Source organism: Mesorhizobium sp. B3-1-7 (assembly GCF_006439385.1).
GTDB lineage: Bacteria > Pseudomonadota > Alphaproteobacteria > Rhizobiales > Rhizobiaceae > Mesorhizobium.
On sequence record NZ_VFTL01000045.1, the window covers coordinates 37,138 to 52,668 of the forward strand.

Annotated in this window: 15 protein-coding genes and 2 pseudogenes; 10 read left to right on the plus strand and 7 right to left on the minus strand. The window is 64.9% G+C overall.

Annotated elements, in window-relative coordinates; translation table 11 throughout:
* The first annotated feature begins 44 nt into the window (after positions 1-44).
* The 7 genes and pseudogenes from dapF to FJ417_RS28975 all read left to right on the plus strand — a co-directional run bounded on the left by dapF (position 45) and on the right by FJ417_RS28975 (position 5,992).
* Complete coding sequence (gene dapF / locus FJ417_RS28945) at positions 45-929, plus strand: diaminopimelate epimerase (RefSeq protein ID WP_140785798.1); 885 nt, start codon at positions 45-47, stop codon at positions 927-929.
* On the plus strand, positions 929-2,254 hold the full coding sequence (gene mtaB, locus FJ417_RS28950) for a tRNA (N(6)-L-threonylcarbamoyladenosine(37)-C(2))-methylthiotransferase MtaB (RefSeq protein ID WP_140785799.1): 1,326 nt from the start codon (positions 929-931) through the stop codon (positions 2,252-2,254). The genes dapF and mtaB overlap by 1 nt, the downstream gene beginning before the upstream one ends.
* 13 nt (positions 2,255-2,267) lie before the next feature.
* Positions 2,268-3,905 (plus strand): signal recognition particle-docking protein FtsY, encoded by a 1,638-nt coding sequence (gene ftsY, locus FJ417_RS28955; protein WP_140785800.1) that lies wholly within the window; start codon positions 2,268-2,270, stop codon positions 3,903-3,905.
* Between the two features lie 64 nt (positions 3,906-3,969).
* On the plus strand, positions 3,970-4,626 hold the full coding sequence (locus FJ417_RS28960) for a septation protein A (protein ID WP_140707212.1): 657 nt from the start codon (positions 3,970-3,972) through the stop codon (positions 4,624-4,626).
* A 68-nt stretch (positions 4,627-4,694) separates the two neighbouring features.
* A pseudogene (locus FJ417_RS33975) lies at positions 4,695-4,875 on the plus strand (pyridoxamine 5'-phosphate oxidase family protein); the annotation flags it as partial.
* A 43-nt stretch (positions 4,876-4,918) separates the two neighbouring features.
* Positions 4,919-5,419: an MSMEG_1061 family FMN-dependent PPOX-type flavoprotein gene (locus tag FJ417_RS28970; RefSeq protein WP_181182669.1), complete on the plus strand. Its 501-nt coding sequence runs from the start codon at positions 4,919-4,921 to the stop codon at positions 5,417-5,419.
* A gap of 39 nt (positions 5,420-5,458) precedes the next feature.
* Positions 5,459-5,992 (plus strand): NADPH-dependent FMN reductase, encoded by a 534-nt coding sequence (locus FJ417_RS28975; RefSeq protein ID WP_140785801.1) that lies wholly within the window; start codon positions 5,459-5,461, stop codon positions 5,990-5,992.
* 232 nt (positions 5,993-6,224) lie between these two features.
* Here the strand turns inward: FJ417_RS28975 and FJ417_RS28985 are convergent, their stop codons facing one another.
* A complete protein-coding gene (locus tag FJ417_RS28985; protein WP_013892236.1) occupies positions 6,225-6,431 on the minus strand; it encodes a 4-oxalocrotonate tautomerase family protein in 207 nt (68 codons plus the stop codon).
* A gap of 159 nt (positions 6,432-6,590) precedes the next feature.
* Positions 6,591-7,511, minus strand: coding sequence for an SMP-30/gluconolactonase/LRE family protein (locus tag FJ417_RS28990; protein WP_140646004.1), 921 nt, complete (start codon positions 7,509-7,511; stop codon positions 6,591-6,593).
* 275 nt (positions 7,512-7,786) lie between these two features.
* Between FJ417_RS28990 and FJ417_RS28995 the strand changes: the two genes are divergently transcribed.
* Entirely contained in the window at positions 7,787-7,951 is a 165-nt protein-coding gene (locus FJ417_RS28995) for a hypothetical protein (protein ID WP_181177681.1), read from the plus strand.
* A 233-nt stretch (positions 7,952-8,184) separates the two neighbouring features.
* Here the strand turns inward: FJ417_RS28995 and FJ417_RS29000 are convergent, their stop codons facing one another.
* From FJ417_RS29000 to ccmA, 4 genes are all read right to left on the minus strand, one after another.
* Positions 8,185-8,763 (minus strand): DsbE family thiol:disulfide interchange protein, encoded by a 579-nt coding sequence (locus tag FJ417_RS29000; RefSeq protein ID WP_140785802.1) that lies wholly within the window; start codon positions 8,761-8,763, stop codon positions 8,185-8,187.
* Positions 8,760-8,927: a heme exporter protein CcmD gene (gene ccmD / locus FJ417_RS29005; protein WP_140658615.1), complete on the minus strand. Its 168-nt coding sequence runs from the start codon at positions 8,925-8,927 to the stop codon at positions 8,760-8,762. The genes FJ417_RS29000 and ccmD overlap by 4 nt, the downstream gene beginning before the upstream one ends.
* Before the next feature lie 118 nt (positions 8,928-9,045).
* Positions 9,046-9,711 (minus strand): heme exporter protein CcmB, encoded by a 666-nt coding sequence (ccmB, locus tag FJ417_RS29010; protein ID WP_140646001.1) that lies wholly within the window; start codon positions 9,709-9,711, stop codon positions 9,046-9,048.
* Between the two features lie 208 nt (positions 9,712-9,919).
* Positions 9,920-10,522, minus strand: a complete 603-nt coding sequence (gene ccmA, locus FJ417_RS29020) for a heme ABC exporter ATP-binding protein CcmA (RefSeq protein ID WP_140785804.1) — start codon at positions 10,520-10,522, stop codon at positions 9,920-9,922.
* Positions 10,523-10,805: 283 nt separating this feature from the next.
* On the opposite strand from ccmA, the gene acnA reads away from it, so the two are divergent.
* The gene (gene acnA, locus FJ417_RS29025; protein ID WP_140785805.1) at positions 10,806-13,496 is read left to right on the plus strand and encodes an aconitate hydratase AcnA; all 2,691 of its coding nucleotides are present in this window, start codon (positions 10,806-10,808) and stop codon (positions 13,494-13,496) included.
* A gap of 68 nt (positions 13,497-13,564) precedes the next feature.
* Here the strand turns inward: acnA and FJ417_RS29030 are convergent.
* A pseudogene (locus FJ417_RS29030) lies at positions 13,565-14,237 on the minus strand (ceramidase domain-containing protein).
* A gap of 185 nt (positions 14,238-14,422) precedes the next feature.
* On the opposite strand from FJ417_RS29030, the gene FJ417_RS29035 reads away from it, so the two are divergent.
* Positions 14,423-15,211, plus strand: a complete 789-nt coding sequence (locus tag FJ417_RS29035) for a thioredoxin family protein (RefSeq protein WP_140707227.1) — start codon at positions 14,423-14,425, stop codon at positions 15,209-15,211.
* The last annotated feature ends 320 nt before the right edge of the window (positions 15,212-15,531 follow it).

Sequence of the window (15,531 nt, forward strand, 5' to 3'; positions counted from 1 at the left end):
GTTTCCGCCATATAGCGCCCAAACGGATTGGAATGACCGGTTAGATGGCAGGCACCGCCCCCTTCGCCAAGATGAATGGCATCGGCAACGAGATCATCGTTGCCGATATGCGCGGCCGTGCCGACAAGGTGACGGCCGCGGCGGCGATCGCGCTCAATGCCGGCGAGGCGACGAAGTTCGACCAGATCATGGCGATCCACGATGCGAAAACGCCGGGCACCGCCTACTATGTCGACATCCTGAATTCCGACGGCACCAGTGCGCAGGCCTGCGGCAACGGCATGCGCTGCGTGGTGCAGGCTTTGGCGGCCGAGACGGGCAACAAGAGCTTCAGCTTCGAGACCCGCGCCGGCATCGTAAATGCGCAGGAGCACGCCGACGGCCTGATCTCGGTCGACATGGGCAAGCCCCGCTTCGGCTGGCAGGAGATCCCGCTGGCGGAAGAATTCCGCGATACCCGCATGATCGAATTGCAGATCGGCCCGATCGACGCCCCGGTGCTGCATTCGCCCTCGGCGCTGTCGATGGGCAACCCGCATGCCATCTTCTGGGTCGACAACGACGTCTGGTCCTACGAGCTCGACCGCTTCGGCCCGCTGCTCGAGAACCATCCGATCTTTCCCGAGCGCGCCAACATCACCATCGCCCAGGTGACCTCGCCTGAAACCATGATCATCCGCACCTGGGAGCGCGGCGCCGGCCTCACCAAGGCCTGCGGCTCGGCGGCTTGTGCCGCCGTGGTCGCGGCCGCCCGCACCAGGCGCACCGGCCGCAGCGTTTCGCTGCTGACGCCGGGCGGCGGCGAGCTCAATGTCGAATGGCGCAATGACGACCACGTCATCCTGACCGGCGCGGCCGAATGGGAATTTTCCGGCAGCTTCGATCCCTCGACCGGCGCCTGGGCCCGCGACACCGAAAGCGCCGCCTGATGTCCGCCCTTCAAAAGGGCGCGCCCCAAGCCCCCACCGGCAAGGGTATCGACGTCGTCACCTTCGGCTGCCGCCTCAACACCTATGAATCGGAAGTGATGCGCCGCGAGGCCGAAAGCGCCGGGCTGGGCGCGCTCCAGGGCGGCGCCGTCATCTTCAACACCTGCGCCGTCACCGCCGAAGCGGTGCGCCAGGCCAAGCAGGCGATCCGGAAGGCGCGCCGCGAGAACCCTTCAGCCCGCATCATCGTCACCGGCTGCGCGGCGCAGACCGAGCCGCAGAATTTCGCCGCCATGGACGAGGTCGACCTGGTGCTTGGCAATGAGGAAAAGCTCAAGGCCAACTCCTACCGCGCGCTGCCCGATTTCGGCGTCAACGACACCGAGAAGGCGCGCGTCAACGACATCTTTTCCGTGCGCGAGACGGCAAGCCACATGGTCGACGCCATCGAGGGCCGGGCGCGCGCTTTCGTCCAGGTCCAGAACGGCTGCGACCATCGCTGCACCTTCTGCATCATCCCTTACGGCCGCGGCAATTCGCGCTCCGTGCCGATGGGCGCGGTGGTCGAGCAGGTCAAGCGGCTGGCCGGCAACGGCTATGCCGAGATCGTTTTGACCGGCGTCGACATGACCAGCTTCGGCGCCGACCTGCCCGGCAGCCCAAAGCTTGGAAAGCTGGTGAAGACGATCCTGCGCCAGGTTCCGGACGTGAAGCGGCTGCGGTTGTCCTCGATCGATTCCATCGAGGCCGACGACGACCTGCTCGACGCCATCGCCACCGAGCAGAGGCTGATGCCGCATCTGCATCTGTCGCTGCAGTCGGGCGACGACATGATCCTGAAGCGCATGAAGCGCCGGCATCTGCGCGACCAGTCGATCCGTTTCTGCGAGGACGTGCGCAAGCTCCGTCCTGCAATCGTCTTCGGCGCCGACATCATCGCCGGCTTCCCGACCGAGACCGAGACGATGTTCGAGAATTCGGAAAGAATAATCGAGGAATGCGGGTTGACGCATCTCCACGTCTTTCCGTTCAGCCCACGCGAAGGCACGCCCGCCGCGCGCATGCCCCAGATCCGCCGCGAGGTGGTGAAGGCGCGCGCCGCAAGGCTGCGTGCCGCCGGCGAGGCCGCCTATCGTCGTCACCTTTCGTCGCTTCCCGGGACGCGGCAATCGATCCTGGTCGAGCGCGACGGACTTGGCCGCACCGAGGGTTTTACGCTGGCCGCGATCGACACCGGCGCGCCCGGGGAGATCGTCGATGCCGTGATCGCCGACCATGACGGCGCCCGACTGATTGCGGCGCCCTTTGCCGCGCAAGCCGCCTGAGACTGCGAGACGCATGGCTGGTTTCTTCAAGAAGATATTTTCGTTCGGCAAGAAAGAAGTTGTCGAGGAGCGCGTCGACGAAGCGGCTCCGCTGCCGCCGATCAAGTGGGACGCGCTGGACGCGCTGAAGCCGGAGGCCGAGCCTCAATCGGTTCCCGAAGAGCCGAAGCCCGAGCCTGCTCCATCCATCCCACCGGCACCGGAGCCGACCATTCCCGCCGAGCCGGAACCGCTGCCGCAGCCCGAGCCGGAAGAAGAGCCGCAACCGGCGCCCGAGAAGCCGGAGCCGCCTGCCCCCGAGGAAGTGCCGCCGGCACAACCCGAACCCTTACCCGCGCCGACACCAGAACCTGAACCTGCTCCGCAGGAAGTGCCCGCACCTGCGCCGGCTCAGCCGGACATCGAGCCTTCGCGTCCGGAACCGCAGCCGGAGCAGCCACCGGTCGAAGTGCCGACGCCGCCTGCCGAAGTCCCGGTCGAAACGCCGCCGCCCATCGAGGTGCCGCCAGTGGCGCCGCCCTCTGTGGAACCATCCGCCGAAGCCGGCGCGGAAATCGCGCCTCCTATTCGACAGCCGGCGCCCGTCGAGCCGCAGCCGATCCTGGCCGAGATCGCGCCGGAACCGGAGGCCGTGCCGCCGCCGCCAAAGCCCACGGCCTCTGCCGGCAAGGTGACGGTTTCAAAGAAGGTCGAGCAGAAGGCGGAGCCGGTAAAGGCGCCGGAGCCGGCGCCGCGGCGCTCCTGGTTCCAGCGCATGCGCGAAGGGCTCGCCCGCTCCTCGCGCGAGCTTACCGGCAACATTGCCGGCGTCTTTACCAAGCGCAAGCTGGACGAGGAGACGCTGCAGGACCTGGAGGACGTGCTGATCCGCGCCGATCTCGGCGTGGAAACGGCGCTGCGCGTCACCGATTCGCTCGCCTCGAGCCGCTACGGCAAGGATGTCTCGGACTCGGAAGTCCGCGCCGTGATGGCCGCGGAGGTGGAGAAGGTGCTGACGCCGGTGGCAAAACCGCTCGAGCTCGATCTCAGCCACAAGCCGCATGTCATCCTGGTCGTCGGCGTCAACGGCACCGGCAAGACCACCACCATCGGCAAGCTTGCCGCCAAGCTCACCGATGGCGGCCTCAAGGTGATGCTGGCAGCCGGCGACACGTTCCGCGCCGCCGCGATCGAGCAGTTGAAGATCTGGGGCGAGCGGACGAAATCGCCGGTCGTCGCCTCGAAACTCGGCGCCGATGCGGCGGGCCTCGCCTATGACGCCTTCGAGAAGGCCAAGGAGGCCGGCTCCGACGTGCTGATCATCGACACGGCCGGCCGGCTGCAGAACAAGACCGAGCTGATGGCGGAGCTGGAAAAGATCGTGCGCGTGTTGGGCAAGCTCGATCCGGAAGCGCCGCACACGGTGCTGCAGACGGTCGACGCCACCACCGGCCAGAACGCGCTGAACCAGGTCGAGATCTTCCGCAACGTCGCCGGCGTCAACGGGCTGGTGATGACCAAGCTGGACGGCACGGCGCGCGGCGGTATTCTGGTGGCGATCGCCGCCAAGCATCGGCTGCCGGTCTATTTCATCGGCGTCGGCGAGCAGGTCGACGACCTCGAACCGTTTTCCGCCAGCGAATTCGCCAGGGCGATCGCCGGCGTGGCTTGAACAAAGGCGCGATCTTGGAAGGGCCGCCTGCTTTTCGGCCAGATCATGCGCAAGAAGGACTTTTATGAACATCCTCGAACGCGACCCGTCCGATCCTCGCCGCAAGCCGATCAACCCCGGCTTGAAGTTCCTGCTCGAGCTCGGGCCAGGGCTCGTGTTCTTCTTCACCACCATCCGCGGCGAATGGCTGGCCGAGAAATTTCCGATACTCAGCCATCTCGGCGAGCCGATCCTGATCGCCACCGCCTTCTTCATGGTCGCGACGGCGCTTTCGCTCGGCGTCTCCTGGCTGCTGACGCGCAGCCTGCCGCTGATGCCGCTGGTCTCGGCGATCGTCGTCTTCGTCTTCGGCGCGCTGGCGCTTTACCTGCAGGACAAGACCTTTGCCTTCATGAAGCCGACGATCATCAATTCGCTGTTCGGCGTCACGCTGCTCGGCGGACTGCTGTTCGGCCGCTCGCTGCTCGGCTACGTCTTCGATTCCGCCTTCCAGCTCGATGCCGAGGGCTGGCGCAAGCTGACCTTCCGCTGGGGGCTGTTCTTCCTCTTCCTCGCCGTGCTCAACGAGGTCGTGTGGCGCAACTTTTCCGAGGCGACCTGGCTTTATTTCAAGGTCTGGGGCACGATCCCGATCACCTTGCTGTTCACCTTCAGCCAGATGCCGCTGATCATGCGCCACTCGCTGGAGGAAAAAGCTAAGGAAGAGAAGGCCGGGAATTAAAGCAATCCGGGAAAAGCGTGCAGCGGTTTTCCATCCGAAGTTGCGTCGAAACAAAGGGGGGGGGCGGCATGGAATTCCTCACCACGCACGACGAGCTGAGAACGATCTATAAGACGCCCCGGCCGACCGACGGCTCGATCCGCAAGGAGCTCAAAAAACCTCGACGGCCATTGCCGTTCGTTCATCGGCAAGAGCCCCTTCGTGCTGATCGGCTCCTCCGACGACGCCGGCAATGCCGATGTGACGCCTAGCGCATGACCCCGAAAATCGAAATCGATTTTCGGAAAGGATCATGCGCCAAATCAAAAGTGTTACAGCGTCCTTTGCGCGTCCAAAGGACGCGCGGCGCTGTAATGGCGACAAGCCCGGCTTCACCGCCATCCTCGACAACTCCACCATCGCCATTCCCGATCGCCCCGGCAACAACCGGCTGGACACGCTGGAAAACATCATTCGCAATCCGTCGGTCGGGTTGCTCTTCCTCATCCCCGGCATGAACGAGACGCTGCGCGTCAATGGTGATGCCCGCATCACCGTCGATCCCGTCTTACGCGAGCGCCTTGCGGTCGACGGCAAGGAGCCGCAAAGCGTCATCGTGGTGACGGTCAAGGCCGCCTATATGCATTGCGCCAAGGCCTTCATGCGCTCTGATCTGTGGAAGCCGGAGACCTGGTACGACCGCGCGACCCTGCCGACGCTCGGCCAGATCATACGCGACCAGTTGGCCCTTGGCGAAAGCGCCGGCGAGATCGACCGCGAGCTGGACGACGACTACCGTCAGACCATGTGGTAGGCTTCGCGGACGACTCAACCCTTCGTCCGGCTCCCTCCCTTGATCGAGATCATCGCCATATCGGGCAGCCTGCGCGCCGCCTCGACCAACTCGGCCCTGGTTGCCGCATTGGCCGCCAACGCGCCCGCGGACTGCCGTGTCGAGGTTTATGACGGCCTTGGCCGGCTGTCGATCTTCAACCCCGACGACGAGGGCGAGCGCACGCCGCCGGAAGCGGCACGCCTGATCGAGATGGTCACCCAGGCCGACGGCGTCGTCGTCTCCTGCCCGGAATATGCGCATGGCGTGCCCGGCGGCATGAAGAACGCGCTGGACTGGCTGGTCTCGCGCGACGCCGCGGTGGGCAAGCCGACGATGCTGGTCCACGCCTCGCCCCGTTCGCTCTATGCGCGGGCGGCACTGGCCGAGATCATGCGGACGATGTCGTTCGCGATGTATGAGGAGGGGACGCTGGAGATCGCGCTGCTGGGCAAGAAGCCGGCGGAGATGGAGGCTATTTTGGCAGACCCTGCGAACCGAAGGGCGATGCGTGGAGCGATCGAGGCTTTCGTAGGGTTTATTCGATCACAGTAACCGCTGACCTGCTTCGCTTGCGATCCTTGGCGCCCCCCTCTGCCCTGCCGGGCATCTCCCCCACAAGGGGGGAGATTGGCAGTTTCGGCGCCGGTGCGCTTCCTGCAACGTCGACGATTGGCGAAAGCCGAGGCGACATCTGATCTCCCCCCTTGTGGGGGAGATGTCCGGCAGGACAGAGGGGGGCGCTGTCCCGCCGACCCCTCGCAACTTTTTAGGCGCTGGAAGAGCCCTACCCCTTCCGCAGCGTCTCGACATCGGTCTTGCCGACATACCAGTCGCGGGCGTTGACCTCCTCGAACACCACCCAGACATCGTCATTGCCGAGCCCGGTGGCGTCCATGATGGCCGCGGTCACCTTCTTGGCGATGTCAGCCTTCTTGCCGGCCGGATCGGCGGCGATCACTTCCTTGACGATGCGGATGTTGACGAATGGCATGATGTTCTCCCCGTGGGTTCTTCCGTTTGGCGTCAGGCGACGGTTTGGCAATTCGCTCCGGCAAAGCGGATGGCGGTGGTTGCGGGAGCCGCAGCGCCGCGGGTGCCGCTGGGATGCGCAGAAAGGCCAGGAATGGCCGAAGAAGCGCCTGCAGAACCTTCAATAGGTTTTCGCCCCATTCACCATCAGCCGCACCATGTAGAGCGAGGTGGTGCCGGCGATGTAGAGACAGTTGAGCTTGTTGCCGCCGAACACGCAGTTGGCGGTCACTTCCGGCACCTTGACCTTGCCGATCAGCGTGCCGTCCGGATCGTAGCAATGGATGCCGTCGGCGGCACTCGTCCAGATGCGCCCGTCGGAATCGAGCCGGAATCCGTCGAACAGGCCGGCGGTGCAGTCTGCGAAGACCTTGCCGCCGGAAACCTTCCTGCCGTGCTTGCCGACGTTGAAGACGCGCATATGCGCCGGGTTCTTCTCGCCATGCGTGCGGCCGGTGTCGACGACGTAGAGCAGGCTTTCGTCGAGCGAGAAGGCGAGCCCGTTCGGCCGCACCATGTCGGTGATGACGGCCTCGACATCGCCCGTATCGGGATCGACGCGATAGACATTGCAGGCGCCGATCTCGCTCTCGGCCTTGTCGCCCTCATAATCGGTGTCGATGCCGTAGCTCGGATCGGTGAACCAGATCGAGCCGTCGGAGCGCACCACCACGTCGTTGGGCGAGTTCAGCCGCTTGCCCTTCCACTTCTCGGCGATGGTCGTGATAGAGCCGTCGAATTCGGTGCGGCTGACGCGGCGGCCGGAATGCTCGCAGGTCACCAGCCGGCCCTGCCGGTCGACGGTGTTGCCGTTGGAATTGCCGGACGGCTGCCGGAACACACTGACGCTGCCGTCGGTCTCGTCATAGCGCAGCATGCGATTGTTCGGGATATCCGACCAGACGACATAGCGGCCGGCGGCGAACCAGGCCGGCCCTTCCGCCCAGCGGCACCCGGTGAACAGCTTTTCCACCTGGGCGCTGCCGTTGAACAGGCGCGCGAAGCGCGGATCGAGAACGTCGTAATAGTCTTCGGCCGCCATGCATTTCCTCCCGGCATCAGGTGACGGGCGGATCAAGCCAGCCTGGAAGCGATCTGGCAAGACGGCAGGCCAGTAATTTGTATGACAAAACAGATGAGCACTGCGTGAAGCGGGCCGGTCTTGCGTACCGCGTCGGACGCATAGCCTGTTAGCCTGCGATTAACCGGCTATGCGCTGGTTGCAATGGTGCATTGCAACATCTTTCTTTTGCAATGCATCATTCCTATGTCATCCTCACAATCGTCAGGGAGGAACAACTAAGAAGGAACCCTGTCATGTTCGACAATCTTGTCTCCCGCGCCCGCGCCAGCATGGCCAAGCGCCGTCATTACAACCGCCTCGTCGCCGAAATCGAGAACCTGTCCAGCCGCGATCTCGCCGATCTGCGCGCCGACCGCTCGGAAATGCTCTACCAGGTACACAAGCAGATCTACGGCTGAGCGGCAGGCCGATCGTCCGGCCACTTCGTCATTCTCGGGCTTGACCCGAGAATCCATTCGGTGACTTCCAGGCGTCGCAGCGATGCAGAACGCGCTGCACAAGCGCCGAAATCCAGGCCGCCGCGCTCCTCGATCAGCGTCACGGAATGGATTCTAGGGTCTGCGCGCGTCGCTTCGCTCCTTGCTTCGCCCTAGAATGACGAACGTGACAGGCGCCTCAGCCCGGCGCCACGTCAGCCCGGCGCCGCCAGCGCTTTCTCGATCTGCGGCAACAGCAACGCCCTGACCGACGCTGGCGTCAGCGGCCCGACATGCTTGTAGGCAATCCTGCCATCCTTGCCGATGACGAAGGTCTCGGGCACGCCATAGACGCCCCAGTCGATCGCCGCGCGTCCGGCAGGATCGACGCCGATCCCCTGATACGGATTGCCGAGATCGCCAAGGAAGCGGCGGGCGTTTTCCGGCTGGTCCTTGTAGTTCAGCGCGGCGAGCGTGAAGCGCTTGTCCTGCGACAGGCCGAGCAGCACCGGATGCTCCTCCCGGCACGGCGCGCACCAGGACGCGAACACGTTGACCAGTGTCACCTTGCCGGTAAAGGACTTTGTATCCAGCCCCGGCAGGCTGATCCCTTCGAGCGGCGGCAGGCTGGTCTGCGGCGCCGGCAGTCCGATCAATGCCGAGGGGATTTCAGAGGCGTCGCGTCCCGAGAGCAGCTGCCACAGGAACAGCCCCGCCAGCCCCAGGAACACCAGCAGCGGCAGAAGCACGAACAGGCGGCGCCGCGGCGCCGGCGTTTCGATTTCGATGCTCATGATTTGACAGCCTTGTCGGAGCGCCGGCGCACTCCGGCCGCTTCCAGCGCCGCGAGCTCGCGTTTGCGCGCCCGCTGGTCGAGCAGGATCCAGCCGATCAGCCCGGCGAGCACCACGGCGGTGATGGCATAGGCGGCGGTGACGAAGAGGGCATGCGCGCTCATATCAGCCGCTCCCCGCTCTCCGCCGTGCCAATCGTTGCGATCATGTCTTCCCTTTAACCTCGCGCCGGCCGCTTCGCAATTTGTTGCGGTGCCGCAGTGAAGGAACGTTTCCCTCGTCTCAATCCGTCCCGTGCCGCAGCGCCAATGCCGCCGCCAGGGGACCGAGCACTGCAAGAAACAGCGTCAGCGCGGCAAGAATGAGGAAAGGCTGCAGGAATGGCGCCGGATCGGCCACCGCGCCATAGCTTGCCGAAACGCCGAAGATCAGCACCGGAATGGTCAAAGGCAGCACCAGCACCGAAATAAGCAATCCGCCGCGCGGCAGCGCCACCGCCACCGCGGCACCTGCGGCGCCGATGAAGGTGATGGCCGGCGTGCCGACGAGAAGCGTGAGCGCCGTGGCGCCGATGCCGAGCGGCTCCATGTTCATGAACAGGCCAAGCAAAGGCGCCGCGACCACCAGCGGCAGCACGCTGCCGGTCCAGTGCGCCAGGCATTTGGTCAGCACCGTCAGCGCCAGCATATGGCGGTCGTTGTTCAGCACCAGCAGATCGAGCGAGCCGTCCTCGCGATCAGCCTGGAACAGGCGATCGAGCCCGAGCAGGCAGGCGAGCAGGGCGGCGATCCACAGGATCGCCGGGCCGATGCGCGACAAGAGGTTGAGGTCGGGACCGACGCCGAACGGGATGGTGACGATGACGGCGAGGAAGAAGATGACCCCGATCAACGCCCCGCCGCCGGCGCGGATGGAAAGACGGATGTCGCGCAGGAAGAGGGGCCACATTATAAAGGAATCCCTTGGCGAGGCTGGCGCTCCGGCACACCCCCCTCTGGCCTGCCGGCCATCTCCCCCGCAAGGGGGGAGATCGAATGTCGCGCGGACTTTCGCCAATCACCGACGCCGCGAAGGAGATGCCGGCGCCGAAGCTGCCAATCTCCCTTCTTGCGGGGGAGATGTCCGGCAGGACAGAGGGGGGTGCCTCGCGCCGACATCAGTCGCCCATCCTCAATTCCGTCGCCCCGCCCAGCCCCAGCGGCAGATGCGTGGCCGCCACGACAATCCCTCCGTCGCGCAGATGCGCCTTCATCAGCCCCGCGAATCGCTCCTCCGAGGCCTTGTCCAGCCCCGCGGTCGGCTCGTCGAGCAGCCAGACCGGCCGGCGGCTCACCAGGAGCTTCGCGATCGAGGCCCGTCGCCGCTGCCCTGTCGACAGATAGCCGAAGGGCAGATGTCCGAGACCGCCGAGCGCCACCGTCTCCAGCGCCTCCTCGACGCCCAGTCCCGGCTCGCCCTGGAAGGCGCGCCAGAAGCCGAGATCCTCCTCGACGCTGAGCGCCGTCTTCATCGCGTTGAGATGGCCGAGATAATGCGAAGCAGAGGCGGCCGTCGGGAAGGCCTCGCCGCCATCCTCGAACCGCACCTTTCCATGCGCGGCCGGCAGCAGGCCGGCGACGATTCTGAGCAGCGTCGATTTGCCCGAGCCGTTCGGACCGGTGACAATGAGCGCCTCGCCCTTGTCCAGCGCGAAGCCGATGTTGGAAAAAACCGTCTCGCCGCCGCGCTCGCCGCCTAGATTTTCGGCGATCAGCCGCATTCTTGCCCGTCCCGAAAGCACCGTTTCGCGGCCGTTTCCGGCTCACGCAAATTCGTCCTTCGACTGTCTAGAACTATTCCAGGAAATTCTCTATATGCGGTTCATCCGTGCCAGCGGTCGGCGCGGGATCAGAATTAGCGCCGAACCAGCGCACGCGCCGCCTTGAACGGCTCGGGTTGCTTGGGAGCGGACAGCGGAAATGGCCGTACCCGCACCTTTGCGCGTGATTGCATGCCAACGGCGTCCGTTCCCTTTCAGGCTGAACAGACAAGGACGGATCGCCGTGACCAAATCCCTCGACAGTTTCAATTGCCGCCGCACCCTGACCGCGGGTGGCGCGGACTATGTTTACTTCGACCTCGTTGAGGCCGAGAAGAACGGCCTCACCGGCATCGCCCAGCTGCCTTATTCGATGAAGGTGCTGCTGGAGAACCTGTTGCGCAACGAGGATGGCCGTTCGGTCACCAGGGAATCGATCCAGGCGGTCGCCGCCTGGCTGACCGACAAGGGCACCGCCGGGGTCGAGATCGCCTATCGCCCGGCCCGCGTGCTGATGCAGGATTTCACCGGCGTTCCGGCGGTGGTCGACCTGGCGGCGATGCGCGACGGCATCAAGGCGCTCGGCGGCGATCCGGAGAAGATCAATCCGCTGGTGCCGGTCGACCTCGTCATCGACCACTCCGTCATCGTCGACGAGTTCGGCACGCCGATGGCCTTCGCTCGCAATGTCGAGCTGGAATATGAGCGCAACGAGGAGCGCTACAAATTCCTGAAATGGGGCCAGCAGGCCTTCCGCAACTTCCGCGTCGTGCCGCCCGGCACCGGCATCTGCCACCAGGTCAACCTCGAATATCTCGGACAGGTCGTGTGGACCAACGCTGAGGACGGCGAAACCACCGCCTATCCCGACACCTGCGTCGGCACCGATTCGCACACCACCATGATCAACGGCCTCGGCGTTTTGGGCTGGGGCGTCGGCGGCATCGAGGCCGAGGCCGCGATGCTCGGCCAGCCGGTGTCCATGCTCTTGCCGGAAGTCATCGGCTTCCGCCTCACCGGCAAGCTCAAGGAAGGCGTCACCGCCACCGACCTGGTGCTCACCGTCACCCAGATGCTGCGCAAGAAGGGCGTCGTCGGCAAATTCGTCGAGTTCTTCGGCCCCGGCCTCTCCAACATGACGCTGGCCGACCGCGCCACCATCGGCAACATGGCGCCGGAATACGGCGCGACCTGCGGCTTCTTCCCGGTCGACTCGGAAACCATCCGCTACCTGACAATGTCCGGCCGCGAGGAGAACCGCATCGCGCTGGTCGAGGCCTATTCCAAGGCGCAAGGCATGTGGCGCGACACAGGCTCGGCCGATCCGGTCTTCACCGACCTGCTCGAGCTCGACCTCGGCGACGTCGTGCCGTCGATGGCCGGCCCGAAGCGCCCAGAGGGCCGCGTCGCCCTGCAGGACATCCCCGCCGGCTTCGCCAAGGCGATGGAGACCGAATACAAGAAGGCCGCCGAGATCTCGAAGCGCTACGCCGTCGAAGGCACCGACTACGATCTCGGCCATGGCGACGTCGTCATCGCCGCCATCACCTCCTGCACCAACACGTCGAACCCGAGCGTGCTGATCGGCGCTGGCCTGCTTGCGCGCAACGCCAACCGCCGCGGCCTGAAGCAGAAGCCGTGGGTGAAAACCTCGCTCGCCCCCGGCAGCCAGGTGGTGGCCGAATATCTCGAAAAGTCCGGCCTTCAGAAGGAGCTCGACCAGATCGGCTTCAACCTGGTCGGCTTCGGCTGCACCACCTGCATCGGCAATTCCGGCCCGCTGCCGGCGCCGATCTCCAAGACCATCAACGATAAAGGTTTGATTGCCGCCGCGGTGCTTTCCGGCAATCGCAACTTCGAAGGCCGCGTCTCGCCGGACGTGCAGGCGAACTACCTTGCCTCGCCGCCGCTGGTGGTGGCGCACGCGCTGGCCGGCACGGTGACCAGGGACCTCACCACCGAGCCGCTCGGCGAAGGCAGCGACGGCAAGCCGGTCTATCTCAAGGACATCTGGCCGACCTCGGCCGAGATCCAGGAATTCATCGAGAAGAACGTCACCCGCGAGCTGTTCGCCCGCAAATATGCCGACGTCTTCAAGGGCGACGCCTACTGGCAGAAGGTCAAGGCGCCGGAAGGCCAGACCTATGCCTGGGACGACCACTCGACCTATGTGCAGAACCCGCCCTATTTCGCCGGCATGGGCCGCGCCTTCGGCAAGGTCGGCGACATCAAGGGCGCGCGCGTGCTCGGCCTCTTCGGCGACAAGATCACCACCGACCACATCTCGCCGGCGGGCTCGATCAAGGCTGCATCGCCGGCCGGCAAGTATCTGACCGAGCATGGCGTCGGCGTCGCCGACTTCAACCAGTACGGCACGCGGCGCGGCAACCATGAGGTGATGATGCGCGGCACCTTCGCCAACATCCGCATCCGCAACCACATGCTGGGCGAGAATGGCCGAGAGGGCGGCTACACGATCCACTATCCCTCGAAGGAGGAGATGTCGATCTACGACGCGGCGATGGAATACAAGCAGGAAGGCGTGCCGCTGGTGATCTTCGCCGGCGTCGAATACGGCAACGGCTCGTCGCGCGACTGGGCGGCCAAGGGCACCAACCTGCTCGGCGTGCGCGCGGTCATCGCCCAGTCCTTCGAGCGCATCCACCGCTCCAACCTGGTCGGCATGGGCGTCATCCCCTTCGTCTTCGAGGACGGCACCTCATGGGCCTCGCTCAACCTGAAGGGCGACGAACTGGTCCAGATCGACGGCCTGGACGCGATCAAGCCGCGCCAGAAGATGGTGGCCAAGGTCACCTATGGCGACGGCACGGTGAAGAACGTGCCGATCATCTGCCGCATCGATACGCTGGATGAGCTCGACTACTTCAAGAACGGCGGCATCCTGCAATACGTGCTGCGCGACCTGGCCGCGTAAAATAGGGAGTGGTGAGTAGGAATTAGTGAGTAGGGGAAAGAGCGTCACTACTCACTACTCACTACTCACTACTGCCTTACCTTCCGCTTCCCAAACCGCGCCGTCGCAGCCAGCAACACAGCGAGCATCAGCCCGTTGAAGACATGCCAGAGGAAATGCGTGCCGAGCGGGAAGCTGGCGCAGACCAGCGGGTCGATCATGCGGCAGAGGACCGAGACGACGAAGATCGCCGACCCGGTCAGATTGTACCAGCCGGCCCGGTTGCCGGTGGCCGCCACCCACGCTCCGAAGAAGGCGAGCGCCAGGAAGGGCGGCAGGTAGCCCCGTGGTGCCGTTCGACGCCTGGCGCAGCCAGTCGGGCACGGCGTAGGCGATCAGGCCGGCCACGGCATAGAAGGCGACGAAGACGAGGATCGCCTTGCCCCATTCCATGCCGAGGAAACGCCGCAGGTTGAACAGCGTGTAGGCCAGCGTGAAGCCGGCGATCGGCAGGATGTCGGCCCAGATCGTGCCTTTGCTGGCGAAGGTGTGGAAAAGGGTCGAGCCGATGCCGATCGCCACCACCCACCAGGCCAGCACTTCGGCGAAGGTGCCGGTCTTGTATCGCCGCACCTGCTGGACGCCCCATAGTCCCGCGGCAATGAAAGCCAGGTTGGTCAAAGCATTAGCCGGCTCGGCCCAAAGTCCAGGCCCTGTCCGTTCGCAATAGAGATCGACAGGGGTCAGGAGAGTTTGCCACATGGTGAGGATGCTGCTCCCGAATCGAACCAAGCCTTGAAATGCAATCGCCTCTCCTATTGCGCCCTTACCTGCGGCTGCAACAGCAAAAATTTCACCGCAACGTGACTTCCCGTTGACTGGCGCTTCTGCCACATATTTTAGCAATCAGAACAAGGCCGGCGTCACCGGCGGGAATTGGAAAAGTCATGGCATTTCGAGGACGATTGCGGCTTGCGGCAGTAGCGCTGGCCCTTACGGCGTTGGGCGGCGTGGCCCTGGCAGCCGAGCCTGAGAAGGCCGCGACCGGCAAGCCTCAAGCCGACAAGCCTTTGGGCGTGGTCGAATTGTTCACCAGCCAGGGCTGCAGTTCCTGTCCACCGGCCGACGAGTTGTTTGCCGAGCTCGCCGGCAAGGACGACATCGTCGCGCTCGCCTACCACGTCAATTACTGGGACTATCTCGGCTGGCAGGACACGCTGAGCACCAAGGAAAACACCGAGCGCCAGTATGACTATATGCGCGCCTTCGGCAGCCGCTCGGTCTACACGCCGCAGGCCGTCATCAACGGCCGCAGCCACGTCAACGGCGCCAGCCGCAAGGACGTCGACGGCGCCTTGGCGCGGATGGACAGGACCGGCGAGGGCATGCGGGTCGCCATCAAGGTTAGCCGCACCAGCGACCGTGTCGTGATCGACGCGGGCGATGCCGGCAACGGCCCGACCGACGCCCATGTGGTGATCGTCTATTTCGATCCGCCGCGGATGGTGAAGATCGGCCAGGGCGAGAACAGCGGCCGCAGCCTGACCTACTGGAACGCCGTTTCCGACATCCAGACCGCCGGCATGTGGCACGGCAAGGCGCAGCGTTACGAATTGCCGATGACCGAGATCGCCAAGAAGGGCGGCTGCGCGGTGCTGCTGCAGTCGGTCGGTCAGGACGGCATGCCCGGCCCGATCCTCGGCGCCGCCTTCATCCGCAAGCCCGACCGGCTTTAGCTCCCGCCTTCTAGCAATTGGCTTCTCGTCCGCTCGCGCGCGGACCGCTTCTCACCACAAGGCAGGGCAATCTTTGGGAGTTCGGATAGCCGGCATGCCTTGATCGGCGTGATTGATCGGCCGAAGACCTGATTGCCACGTGGTTCCCCCAATCCGTCGCTGCTTTGCAGCGCCACCTTTCCCCCCTCCGGAGGGAAAGGAAGGGAGCCTTGCTGGACGAGCGTTGTCGGCAAAAAGCCTGGCGCGCCTTTCCTCTACCCCGTCGATCGGGGGAGAGGTGGCTCGGCGAAGCCGAGACGGAGTGGGGGTCGACCAGCGCT

Excerpts from the sequence above, each read along its gene's own strand:
- dapF (WP_140785798.1), top strand. The coding sequence starts at position 45 with ATGGCAGGCACCGCCCCCTTCGCCAAGATGAATGGCATCGGCAACGAG.
- mtaB (WP_140785799.1), top strand. The coding sequence starts at position 929 with ATGTCCGCCCTTCAAAAGGGCGCGCCCCAAGCCCCCACCGGCAAGGGT.
- ftsY (WP_140785800.1), top strand. The coding sequence starts at position 2,268 with ATGGCTGGTTTCTTCAAGAAGATATTTTCGTTCGGCAAGAAAGAAGTT.
- FJ417_RS28960 (WP_140707212.1), top strand. The coding sequence starts at position 3,970 with ATGAACATCCTCGAACGCGACCCGTCCGATCCTCGCCGCAAGCCGATC.
- FJ417_RS28970 (WP_181182669.1), top strand. The coding sequence starts at position 4,919 with ATGCGCCAAATCAAAAGTGTTACAGCGTCCTTTGCGCGTCCAAAGGAC.
- FJ417_RS28985 (WP_013892236.1), bottom strand. The coding sequence starts at position 6,431 with ATGCCATTCGTCAACATCCGCATCGTCAAGGAAGTGATCGCCGCCGAT.
- FJ417_RS28990 (WP_140646004.1), bottom strand. The coding sequence starts at position 7,511 with ATGGCGGCCGAAGACTATTACGACGTTCTCGATCCGCGCTTCGCGCGC.
- FJ417_RS28995 (WP_181177681.1), top strand. The coding sequence starts at position 7,787 with ATGTTCGACAATCTTGTCTCCCGCGCCCGCGCCAGCATGGCCAAGCGC.
- FJ417_RS29000 (WP_140785802.1), bottom strand. The coding sequence starts at position 8,763 with ATGAGCATCGAAATCGAAACGCCGGCGCCGCGGCGCCGCCTGTTCGTG.
- ccmD (WP_140658615.1), bottom strand. The coding sequence starts at position 8,927 with ATGAGCGCGCATGCCCTCTTCGTCACCGCCGCCTATGCCATCACCGCC.
- ccmB (WP_140646001.1), bottom strand. The coding sequence starts at position 9,711 with ATGTGGCCCCTCTTCCTGCGCGACATCCGTCTTTCCATCCGCGCCGGC.
- ccmA (WP_140785804.1), bottom strand. The coding sequence starts at position 10,522 with ATGCGGCTGATCGCCGAAAATCTAGGCGGCGAGCGCGGCGGCGAGACG.
- FJ417_RS29035 (WP_140707227.1), top strand. The coding sequence starts at position 14,423 with ATGGCATTTCGAGGACGATTGCGGCTTGCGGCAGTAGCGCTGGCCCTT.